Origin of the sequence: Xanthomonas sp. DAR 80977 (assembly GCF_041240605.1) — a bacterium.
GTDB classification, from domain to species: Bacteria; Pseudomonadota; Gammaproteobacteria; order Xanthomonadales; family Xanthomonadaceae; genus Xanthomonas_A; species Xanthomonas_A bundabergensis.
The window spans coordinates 5,414,797-5,425,999 of the sequence record NZ_CP162487.1 but is presented as its reverse complement, the minus strand read 5'-3'; the positions used below and the strand labels follow the sequence as shown (position 1 = coordinate 5,425,999).

The window sequence follows — 11,203 nt, the reverse complement described above, 5'->3', positions numbered from 1 at the left end:
AGGCCTGGCCCGGCGCGACCCGCTCGGGCGCCGATCCGGTGCCAGGATCGGCGCGCCGGGCCGGCGGCTGAACGCGCCGCATACACAACGGACGTGACGCTTGTGTGTAGACAGAATTTCGCTAAAGTTGCGGCCACGCCTGCCGACAACAGGCATAGACGCGATACGTCTTGCGTTCGCGGCACGATCCCGGCGTCCTGACATGCCGGCGTAGCGCCGCACGGACCGTATCGTTCGCTGGCGCCGGAGGTCGCGCCAGGTGTGAGGTAGGCGGGGAGAGGGGGCCTGCCGGGCGCTGCGCATGGAGTTCTTCTTCCGCAGCGCTGAGGCGAAACCCGCCCGTTCCTTGCGTCTTCTCCGCTCTGTCCACCGCTGCGGCGCCGTGCGCCTCGAGCCGAACCATCCCTTCCCGAGAACGCCGCCGGATTCGCCCGGCGCGCCGACGCGTGGCTTGCGGCCATGTCGCACAACGCCCCCGGCTGCCGGCCTGACAGGCCCAACCCGCAGGGCCGCTCTGATGCGTCCAGACGCTACGTCGTCGTCCGCGCTGAAACAGCCCTCACGCGTTCTTGCTTGTCCTTGCCGCGTGCGCGCGCAACGGCGGCGCGGACGAGACGCCCTAGCTCAACAGCCGCCGCAATTGCGCCTTCAGGCGCCGCCCCTGCGCGTGGAAATAGTCGCGTTCGGCGCGCCAGGCCGGGAACCGCGCTTCCACCTCGCGCCAGAACGCCGGCGAGTGGTTGGCCTGGAGCAGGTGGCACAGCTCGTGGACCAGCACGTACTCGAAGGCCGACGGGCGCCCCAGCACCAGCGCCAGATCCAGCGCCATCGACCCGTCCGGCGCCAGCGAGCCCCATTGCGAGGACATCACCTTCAGCCGCACCCGCGCCGGCGCGCGCGGCAGCGAGGGCAGGTACCTGGGCAGCCAGCGGCCGACGTCGGCGCGCGCCTGCGCCTCGTAGAACTCGCGTAGCGCGCGCGCGATCGCCGCATCGCCGGCGCGCGCCGGCAACTGCAGCTGCGCGCCGTCGGCATCGACCTGCAGGCGCGCATAGCGGCCCTCGCTCCAGCGCAGCGGCAGGCGCTCGCCGCGCAGCGGCAACCAGCCGGGCACGCCGCGCTCGAGGCCCGGTTCGTTGTCTTCGTCCTGGTAGCGCGCCAGCTGCTCGCCGAGCCAGTGCCGGTGTTCGAGCAGGAAGCGCTCGCCGGACACCAGGCTGGCGCGCAGCGGCAGGGTCAGGCGCGCACCGCGTTCGTCCACGCTGAGCTTGATCCGCCGCGCGCGCGGGTCGCGCACGCGCAGCACCTCGATCTCGCGCTCGTCCAACCGCAGGCGGACGAGGTCGCGTTCGACGGTCGCGGCAGGCGGCGCGATCAGGCGACGGAGGAAATCGGGCATGCGCACAGCATACCGCCCAGGCGCGCGTGCACGGTGACAGCGCGCACCGATCGCGCTGCATGCTTCAGCTGAATGTCCGTCACGGTTGCCCCGGATCGTTCTCCAGTGGATCCGAGCAGCGCACGCCGTGGCCCTTGTAGGAGCGGCTTCAGCCGCGACGAACGGAGCCGGGAAGCTGGCCGACTCCGGCAGCAGTCGGGACTGAAGTCCCTCCCACAGTGCACCCAGCCGGCGCGCGGCCCCTTGTGGGAGCGACTTCAGGCGCCACGAGCGGAGTCGGGAACTTGGCCGGCTTCGGCAGCGATCGGAGCTGATGGCCCGAGGCCGCCCGCAGCCCCTCCGACAGTGCCCTCGGCCAGCGGGGCGCGGCTTGTGTAGGAGCGGCTTCAGCCGCGACGAACGAAGCGGGCATGCCGGCCGATTCCGGTTCCTGTCCGGGCCGATGGCCCAAGCCCATCAGATCCAATCCACAGGCATCGCCGACAACAACACGCCGGTGCCCGGCAACCTCCCGGCGCGATTCGCCGGGAGGTTGCCGGCCTTGCCTCAGCTGTCAGCCTTGCTCAGCTTCAGCGCCTCTTCCAGCAGCAGGAACAGGCGCCGCACCTCGGCGCTCATCAGCGCGAAGCGCGCGTCCAGTTCGGCGCGCACGCCGTCCTGGTCGGCGTTCTCCAGCTGGTCCAGGGCGCCGTCGAGGAACTTCAGCTTGCGGATCACCAGGTCGTCGCCGAGCACGAAGGAGACGTGGTCGTCCAGGATCAGCGCCAGCTTGGTGACCTGCTTGCCCGCTTCCAGGTGCTTGTCGATCTCGTCGCAGCGCAGTTCCTGGTGCTGGCACTTGACCACCGCGCCGCCTTCGATCGGATCCTTCATCTCGCATTCCTCGCCCAGGCTCAGGCCTTCGGGCAAGGGTTCGCCGGCGATCCAGCCGGTCAGGATCGAGCGCGGCGCCACTTCCGCGTTCAGCGGCAATGCCGGGAAGCTGCCCAGCACGCCACGGATCTCGGACATCACGTTCTCGCCGGTCTTGCGGCTGGAGGTGTCCACCGCGACGTAGCCGTGCTGCAGGTCGAGCATCGCGTCGGTGCGCGAGGTCTTGACGAAGGCGCGCGGCAGCAATTCGTGGATCAGGTCGTCCTTGAGCCGCTTGCGCGCCTTGCCGCCGGGCCGGCGCCCTTCCTTCTCCTCGATCTCGGCGACCTTGCGCTCGAGCAGGTCGTTGACCACCGAGCCGGGCAGGATCTTGTCCTCGCCGCCGACGGTCAGCCACAGGAACTCGGCGATGCGGTGCGACAGCACTTCGCGTTCGTCGCGGCCGAACGGGGAGATGAAGCCGCGCGAGCTCATTTCCAGCGGGCCGACCGGCTTGAGCTGGACCTCCGGCAGGAGCTTGTCGATCTCGGAGAAGTCGAGGGTGGTGGGGAAGCGGAACAGGGTCAGGTTGCGAAAGAACATCGAGCATCCAGCAGAAGGAAACGGAACGCCCCGGCGCCAGGCGCAGGGTGGGCGGCGGGCATTGTCGCATCGCTCCCGCCCGGATACCGCATCGTGTGGTTCAGCGGCGGCCGCGGACCGCCGGCAGCGGCGTTACGCGTCCTCGTCGCCGGCCGGCCAGGCCACGGCGGGCGTGGCCTCGGCAGCGCCCAGCGCGCGGAAATCGAACAGGGCCGGGTCGGCCAGCTGCGCCGGCTGCACGTTGCCCATGGCGCGCGCGATCTGCTCGATGCGGCCGGGATGCTCGCGGTCCCACTGCTGCAGCATCAGCCCGACCTGGCGCCGCTGCAGGTTCTCCTGGCTGCCGCACAGCGTGCACGGGATCAGCGGGAAGCCGCGGGCCTGCGCGTAGTCGGCGATGTCGGCCTCGCGCACGTAGGCCAGCGGCCGGATCACCACGTGGCGGCCGTCGTCGCTGCGCAGCTTCGGCGCCATCGCCGCGAGCCTGGCGTGGAAGAACAGGTTCATGAAGAAGGTGGCGACGATGTCGTCGCGATGGTGGCCCAGCGCGATCTTGCTGATCCCGTTCTCGGCGGCGTAGCGGTACAGCGCGCCGCGGCGCAGCCGCGAGCACAGCGAACACAGGGTCTTGCCCTCGGGCACCACCCGGCTGACCACCGAATAGGTGTCCTGCTCGATCACGTGCCAGGCCACGCCGAGCCCGCGCAGGTAGTCGGGCAGCACCTCGGCGGGGAAGCCGGGCTGCTTCTGGTCCAGGTTCACCGCGACCAGCTCGAACGGCACCGGCGCCTTGCGCTGCAACTGCAGCAGGATGTCCAGCAGGGTGTAGCTGTCCTTGCCGCCGGACAGGCACACCATCACCTTGTCGCCGGCTTCGATCATGCCGAAATCGGCGATCGCCTGGCCCACCTGCCGGCACAGGCGCTTGCCCAGCGCCGACGGCGTGCGCCGCTCGCGCGGTGCGGGATCGGCGAGGCGTTGCGGCAGCGGCAGCGGCGTAGGGGTCATCGGCGCGCATTGTAGTCGGCGCAACCGCAAGCGCGTTGCGCGGGGCGGATGCGCGACCCGCGCGCGATCAAGACGCGGCGCATGGCTGCCGGCATGTCGCACTGTGCTGGCGCGCACGCCGCGCACGCCGATGGCGCAGCGCAGCAAGCGTTTCGCCGATGGGCTGGGTAAAGTCCGCCTGTCCCCGGCTTGCGAACCGCATCTGATGGCCCCGTCGGCTTCCCTCCGCAGTGAAGCTTTTTTTAGCGCGGTTTCTGGTAGCGCTACCATAACCGCGCGTATGGTGCGGCGCGTTTGTGGCGCCGGTCGCCGAACGACGCGGCAGGGTGGCCCTTGCACCAGGGGCCGGCGCTGCGCCCACATCGGCGGCGCAACCCGTTTGCGGTCCGGCCACGCCGATGGCGCAGCGCTCGCGCCTGCGCGCGCCTTTCCAACGCCAACCATCTTCGCGACAGTCGCCGCCGCGGCGCCAGCCCGGCGGCAACGCGTGCCTTTCTTCTCCCACTCGACAGGACTCCACCTCCCATGAGCAACTCCGTCTACATCGGCGCCAAGGAATACTTCCCGGGCATCGGCCGCATCGCGTTCGAAGGCAAGGCCTCGGACAATCCGCTGGCGTTCAAGGTCTACGAGGCCGACAGGAAGATCGGCGACAAGACCATGGCCGAGCACCTGCGCTTCGCGGTGGCGTACTGGCACAGCTTCTGCGGCAACGGCGCCGATCCGTTCGGGCCGGGCACGCGCGCCTATCCGTGGGACGCCGGCAGCGACGCGCTGGGCCGCGCCGAGGCCAAGGCCGATGCGGCGTTCGAGTTCTTCACCAAGCTCGGCGTGCCGTACTACTGCTTCCACGACGTGGACCTGGCGCCGGACGCCGAGGACGTGGGCCAGTACGAGAAGAACGTCAAGCACATGGTCGGCATCGCCAGGCAGCGCCAGGCCGACACCGGCATCAAGCTGCTGTGGGGCACCGCGAACCTGTTCTCGCACCCGCGCTACATGAACGGCGCCTCGACCAACCCGGACTTCAACGTGGTCGCGCGCGCGGCGGTGCAGGTCAAGGCCGCGCTGGAGGCGACGGTGGAACTGGGCGGGGAGAACTACGTGTTCTGGGGCGGCCGCGAAGGTTACGCCTGCCTGCACAACACGCAGATGAAGCGCGAGCAGGACAACATGGCGCGTTTCCTGACCATCGCCCGCGACTACGGCCGCAGCATCGGCTTCAAAGGCAACTTCCTGATCGAGCCCAAGCCGATGGAGCCGATGAAGCACCAGTACGACTTCGACAGCGCCACGGTGATCGGCTTCCTGCGCCAGCACGGCCTGGACCAGGATTTCAAGCTCAACATCGAGGCCAACCACGCCACGCTGTCGGGCCACAGCTTCGAGCACGACCTGCAGGTGGCCAGCGACGCCGGCCTGCTCGGCAGCATCGATGCCAACCGCGGCAACCCGCAGAACGGCTGGGACACCGACCAGTTCCCGACCGACCTGTACGACACGGTGGGGGCGATGCTGGTGGTGCTGCGGCAGGGCGGGCTGGCGCCGGGCGGTCTGAACTTCGACGCCAAGGTGCGGCGCGAGTCGTCCGATCCGCAGGACCTGTTCCTGGCGCACATCGGCGGCATGGACGCGTTCGCGCGCGGGCTGGAGGTTGCCCATGCGCTGCTGACCTCCTCGCCGCTGGAGCAGTGGCGCGCCGAGCGCTACAGCAGCTTCGACAGCGGCGCCGGCGCGGCGTTCGCGGCCGGCAGCAGTTCGCTGGCGGACCTGGCCGCGCACGCGGCCAAGGCCGGCGAGCCGAAGCAGGCCAGCGGCCGCCAGGAAGCCTACGAGAACCTGATCAACCAGTACCTGATCCGCTGATGCGGACCCCGCCGGCCGCCGCCGCGTCAGCGCCGCCCGGCGCGCGCCGCGGCCGGCGCGGCCACCGAATCGCGCTTGACCAGCTGATGAGCGAGCACATGATCGATCTTCGTCCGGGCCGTGCGTTCCTTGCTGCGGATGCTGCGCAGCAGGATGTCGATCGCCGCATCGGCCATGGCCGCGATCGGCTGGCGGATGGTGGTCAGTTCCGGCCACACGGTGGTCGCGGCGGAGGTGTCGTCGAAGCCGACCACGGACAGGTCGCGCGGCACGTCCAGGCCACGCCGGTGCGCCACCGAGATCGCCGCGGCGGCCATGTCGTCGTTGCTGGCGATGATGGCGCTGGGCGGCTGGCGCCGCGACAGCAGTTTTTCCGCGGCATCCAGGCCGGAGCGGTAGGTGTAGTCGCCCGGCTGCAGCAGGTGCCGGTCCAGGCGCAGGCCGGCCTCGGCCAGCGCCGCCTGGAAGCCTTCGAAGCGGCGCGCGCTGGCCGACAGGTTGGAGCGGCCGGCGATGTAGCCGATGCGGGTGTGGCCCTGCGCGATCAGGTAGGTAGTGATGTCCTTGCTGGCGTTGAACTCGTCGATGCGCACGCAGGCCACCTGGTCGCTGAAGCGGTCCGAGGCGATCGCCACCACCGGCACCTTGGCGCGCACCAGCTCGCGGATCGCCGCGTCCGATTCGCACAGCGGCGGCGGCAGGATCACCCCGGCCACGCCGCTCTTGGCCAGCTTGCGCGCGGCCTTGCGCTCGGCCTCGGCGCCGAGGTCGTCCCAGTAGTCCATCACCACCTGGATCGAGGTGCGCGAGGCCGCGCGCAGCACGCCGACCAGCAGTTCGCCCAGGTAGGCGCCGCTGGGGTTGCTGTAGATCAGCGCGACCCGCGTGCTCTGTGCGGCGGCCAGCGCGCTGGCCGCCAGGTTCGGCGTGTAGCCGAGCGTGTCGACCGCGCGCATGACCTGCTCGCGGGTGCTGTCGCGCACGTTGCCCTGGCCGTTGATCACCCGCGACACGGTCATCGGCGAGACCTTGGCCAGTGCGGCCACCTCGTCGATGGTCACGGCGAGGCTCTTGCGGCGAACCGATTTCCTGACCTTCTCCAAGATGGGCCTCTTCGCTGGTGTGCGGGCGTGGATCGCGACCGGGGACATCCTGCGCAAGCCCCGTGTGCGGCGGCGCCGCGGCACGGTGTGGATCCCGACACGAGTGACGCCTGCATGGTACCGGGAAGCCGGGTGGGCGGCGACCGGCGTTGCGCGCCGGCATCGCGCCCAAGGGGGCGCGCATGAGCGGCGGCGCACGGTCGCGCGCGCCGCAGCGCCGGCATGCGGCACGTGGCGATTGGCTGCGCAGCGCCTGCCTGTGGCTGGCGCTTCTGGTGCCGATCGCCGTGGCGCAGGCCGAGGACGGCTACGATCTATGGTTGCGCTACCAGCCGCTGGCCGAGGCGCAGGCCACGCCGTGGCGCGCGGCCGCCACGCAGCTGGTGGCCGGCGCCGAGACGCCGATGCAGCAAGCCGCGCGCGATGAACTGCGCCGCGGCCTGGGCGGCCTGCTCGGGGCCGCGCCGCCGCTGGCGGCAACGGCGGACCGCGCCGGTGCGATCGTGCTCGGCACGCCGGCCACGCCGGCGATCGCGCGGCTGCGGCTGGACACGCGCGGCCTGGGCGAGGAGGGCTACCTGATCCGCAGCGTGGTGGTCGATGGCCGCCCGGCCACCGCGCTGGTCGGCGGCGGCGAGCGCGGCGTCCTGTACGCCGCGTTCCGCTTCCTGCGCCTGCTGCAGACCGGGCAGGCGCCGGCGCGGCTGGCGCTGCGCGATGCGCCGCGGGTGAAGCTGCGCGTGCTCGATCACTGGGACAACCTGGACGGCGTGGTCGAACGCGGCTACGCCGGCGCCTCGCTCTGGGACTGGCAGAAGCTGCCCGGCTACGTGGACCCGCGCTACACCGACTACGCGCGCGCCAACGCCTCGATCGGCATCAATGGCGTGGTGCTGAACAACGTCAATGCCAGCGCGGTGAGCCTGACCGCCGCCTATCTCGACAAGACCGCGGCGCTGGCCGCGGCGCTGCGCCCGTACGGTATCCGCGTCTACCTGAGCGCGCGCTTCAGCGCCCCGATCGAGATCGGCGGGCTGGCCAGCGCCGACCCGCTGGACCCGGCGGTGCAAGGCTGGTGGCGGGCCAAGGCGGACGAAATCTACGCGCGCATTCCCGATTTCGGCGGCTTCCTGGTCAAGGCCAATTCCGAAGGCCAGCCCGGCCCGCAGGACTACGGGCGCAGCCATGCCGACGGCGCCAACATGCTCGCCGACGCGTTGGCGCCGCACGGCGGGGTGGTGATGTGGCGCGCCTTCGTCTATTCGCACGAGCAGCCGGACGACCGCGCCAAGCAGGCCTACAGCGAGTTCGTGCCGCTGGACGGCAAGTTCCGCGACAACGTGGTGGTGCAGGTCAAGAACGGCGCCATCGACTTCCAGCCGCGCGAGCCGTTCCATCCGCTGTTCGGGGCAATGCCGAAGACGCCGCTGATGCTGGAGTTCCAGATCACCAAGGAGTACCTGGGCTTCGCCACGCACCTGGTCTACCTGGGCACGCTGTACCAGGAAACCCTGCAGGCGGACACGCGGCGCGGCAGGCAGGCGACGGTGGCGCGGGTGGTGGAGGGCGCGCTGGACGGGCATGCGCTCAGCGGCATCGCCGGGGTCGCCAACATCGGCGCGGACCGCAACTGGTGCGGCTCGATCTTCGACCAGGCCAACTGGTACGCGTTCGGGCGGCTGGCCTGGGATCCGCAGGGCGATGCGCAGGCGATCGCCGAGGACTGGGTGCGGATGACCTTCGGCAACGACCCGGCGCTGGTCGCGCCGGTGGTCGGCATGATGATGGCCTCGCACGAAGCGGCGGTCGACTACATGACCCCGCTCGGCCTGCATCACCTGATGGGCCGCGGCCACCACTACGGCCCGGCGCCGTGGGATGCGGGCAGCGCGCGTCCGGACTGGGACCCGGTGTACTACCACCGCGCCGACCGCAACGGCATCGGCTTCGACCGCAGCGCGACCGGCAGCAACGCGGTGGCGCAGTACGCGCCGCCGCTGGCACGCCGCTTCGGCGATGTGCGCACGGTGCCTGAGCAGTATCTGCTGTGGTTCCACCATGTGCCCTGGGACCATCGCATGGCCTCGGGCCGGCCGCTGTGGGAGGAGTTGATCGGCCGCTACGACCACGGCGTGGCCGAGGTGGCGCGGATGCGCGCGACCTGGGCCGGGCTGGCGCCGTACGTGGACGCGCCGCGCTATCGCCAGGTCGCCGATTTCCTGGCGATCCAGCAGCGCGAGGCGCAGTGGTGGCGCGATGCCAGCATCGCCTACTGGCAACAGGTGTCGGGCCGCGCGCTGCCGCCGGGCACCGCGCCGCCGCCGCATCCGCTGGCGTATTACCAATCGCTGTCGTTTCCGTACGCACCGGGGAATCCGAAATGACGCCGCACCGTTCCGTTGTCGAGATCGCCCGTGGCCTGCTGCTGGCGGTGTTGTGCGTGCCCGCGTTCGCCCATGCCGACGAGGCGCCGTTGTTGAATGCCCTGTTCCAGGACCACGCGGTGCTGCAGCGCGATGCGCCGATCCGCGTGTGGGGCCAGGCCGCGGCCGGCGAGACGGTGACCGTGCAGCTGGCGCAGCAGCGCGTGCAGGCGCGCGCCGACCGCCAGGGCCGCTGGCAGGCGCAGCTGGCGCCGCTGCCGGCGGGCGGGCCGTACACCTTGCAGGCCAGCACCGCGCACGGCCGCGTGCAGCACGCCGACGACGTGCTGCTCGGCGACGTGTGGCTGTGCTCGGGCCAGTCGAACATGGAGCTGCCGGTGCAGCGCACGCTGGATACGCGCAGCGAGATCGCCGATGCGCAGCAGCCGGCGATCCGCATGTTCAAGGTGCCGGCGCAGTCCAGCCCGACCCCGCAGGCGCAGTTCGGCGGCGCGACCGCGTGGCAGCCGACCACGCCGGAGACGGTGGGCGCGTTTTCCGCGGCCTGCTATTACTTCGCCCGCGAACTGCGCAAGACCGTGGACGTGCCGATGGGGCTGATCAACGCCTCCTGGGGCGGTTCGCAGATGCAGGCGTGGATCGGCGATGCGGCCCTGCGCAAGGTGGACGGCAACGCGCCGGCGCTGGACGTGCTGGCGCGCTACGCCGCCGATCCGCAACAGGCCGCGCCGCGTTGGGGCAAGTTGTGGGAAGCGTGGTGGCGCACGCACGGCAGCGGCGCGCCGTGGCAGCCGGACGATGCCGGCGGCGACTGGCGCGACGCACCGGCGGCGCTGGGCGCCTGGGACGACTGGGGCGTGCCGCAACTGGTCAATTTCAACGGCATGGTCTGGTACCGCAGCACGGTCACGCTGAGCGCCGAGCAGGCCAGAGAGCCGGCGACGCTGGCGCTGGGGCCGGTGGACGAACTCGACCAGACCTGGGTCAACGGCCAGGCGGTGGGCAGCAGCTACGGCGCCGACCAGCCGCGCAGCTACCGCTTGCCGCGCGGCGTGCTGCATGCGGGCAAGAACACCGTGGTGGTCAACGTGTACAACAGCTACCGCCGCGGCGGCCTGCTCGGCGACGCGCAGGCGCAGCAACTGCAACTGGGCGACGGCAGCCGGGTGGCGCTGGCCGGATGGCAGTACCGCATCGTGCCGCCTCAGCTGGGTACGCCGCCGCGCGCACCGTGGTCCTCGGCCGCGGGCCTGACCACGCTGTACAACGGCATGATCGCGCCGCTGGGCCGGGTCGGCCTGCGCGGCGTGCTGTGGTACCAGGGCGAATCCAACACCGGCGATGCGGCCGGCTATCCGGCATTGCTCGACGCCTGGCAGCGCGATTGGCGGCAGCGCTTCGGCGCGCAATTGCCGCTGCTGCTGGTGCAGCTGGCCAACTACGGCGCGCCGCCCACCCGGCCCGGCGACAGCGGCTGGGCGCAGCTGCGCGAGGCGCAACGGCGCTTCGTCGTCGCCGACCCGCACGCCGGCCTGGCGGTGGCGATCGACATCGGCGACCGCTACGACATCCATCCGGCCAACAAGCAGGAACTCGGCCGCCGCCTGGCGCGCGCGGCGCGGCACGTGGTCTACGGCGAGGCGTTGGCGCCGTCGGGGCCGGTGCCGCATGCGCTGCGCCGCGACGGCGCGGCGCTGGTGGTCGATTTCGACGACGTCGATGGCGCACTGCAGGCCTACAGCGCGGATGCGCCGATCGGTTTCGAACTGTGCGGCGCGGCATCCGGCAGTTGCCGCTACGCGCAGGCCGAGTTGCAGGGCCGCAGCGTGCGCCTGCCGATTCCCGCCGGCGCGGCGCCCACGCGCGTGCGCTACTGCTGGGCCGACAGCCCGGTGTGCACCCTGTTCGACCGCGACGGGCTGCCGGCCGGTCCGTTCGAACTTTCCCTCCCGTCCGCGGCCCGTGCGGCGGCGGCCTCTTCCCCGTGA

The 11,203-nt window shown here is 71.3% G+C and carries 7 protein-coding genes; 3 read left to right on the top strand and 4 right to left on the bottom strand.

Annotated elements, in window-relative coordinates; genetic code table 11:
- Window positions 1–619: 619 nt before the first annotated feature.
- The 3 genes from AB3X10_RS23010 to ttcA all read right to left on the bottom strand — a co-directional run bounded on the left by AB3X10_RS23010 (window position 620) and on the right by ttcA (window position 3,862).
- Window positions 620–1,399 carry a SprT family zinc-dependent metalloprotease gene (locus AB3X10_RS23010; RefSeq protein ID WP_369977873.1) on the bottom strand — a complete coding sequence of 260 codons (780 nt, stop codon included), beginning with the start codon at window positions 1,397–1,399 and terminating at the stop codon, window positions 620–622.
- Between the two features lie 546 nt (window positions 1,400–1,945).
- Window positions 1,946–2,854 carry a recombination-associated protein RdgC gene (locus tag AB3X10_RS23005; protein WP_369977871.1) on the bottom strand — a complete coding sequence of 303 codons (909 nt, stop codon included), beginning with the start codon at window positions 2,852–2,854 and terminating at the stop codon, window positions 1,946–1,948.
- 132 nt (window positions 2,855–2,986) lie between these two features.
- Window positions 2,987–3,862, bottom strand: a complete 876-nt coding sequence (ttcA, locus tag AB3X10_RS23000) for a tRNA 2-thiocytidine(32) synthetase TtcA (RefSeq protein WP_369977869.1) — start codon at window positions 3,860–3,862, stop codon at window positions 2,987–2,989.
- A gap of 525 nt (window positions 3,863–4,387) precedes the next feature.
- Here ttcA and xylA point away from each other — a divergent pair.
- A complete protein-coding gene (xylA, locus tag AB3X10_RS22995; protein WP_369977867.1) occupies window positions 4,388–5,728 on the top strand; it encodes a xylose isomerase in 1,341 nt (446 codons plus the stop codon).
- 26 nt (window positions 5,729–5,754) lie between these two features.
- Here xylA and AB3X10_RS22990 read toward each other — a convergent pair whose 3' ends face one another.
- Window positions 5,755–6,879 (bottom strand): LacI family DNA-binding transcriptional regulator, encoded by a 1,125-nt coding sequence (locus AB3X10_RS22990; protein WP_369977865.1) that lies wholly within the window; start codon window positions 6,877–6,879, stop codon window positions 5,755–5,757.
- A gap of 134 nt (window positions 6,880–7,013) precedes the next feature.
- On the opposite strand from AB3X10_RS22990, the gene AB3X10_RS22985 reads away from it, so the two are divergent.
- Both AB3X10_RS22985 and AB3X10_RS22980 read left to right on the top strand, forming a co-directional pair.
- Window positions 7,014–9,215: an alpha-glucuronidase family glycosyl hydrolase gene (locus AB3X10_RS22985; RefSeq protein ID WP_369977863.1), complete on the top strand. Its 2,202-nt coding sequence runs from the start codon at window positions 7,014–7,016 to the stop codon at window positions 9,213–9,215.
- Window positions 9,212–11,203 (top strand): sialate O-acetylesterase, encoded by a 1,992-nt coding sequence (locus tag AB3X10_RS22980; RefSeq protein ID WP_369977861.1) that lies wholly within the window; start codon window positions 9,212–9,214, stop codon window positions 11,201–11,203. The genes AB3X10_RS22985 and AB3X10_RS22980 overlap by 4 nt, the downstream gene beginning before the upstream one ends.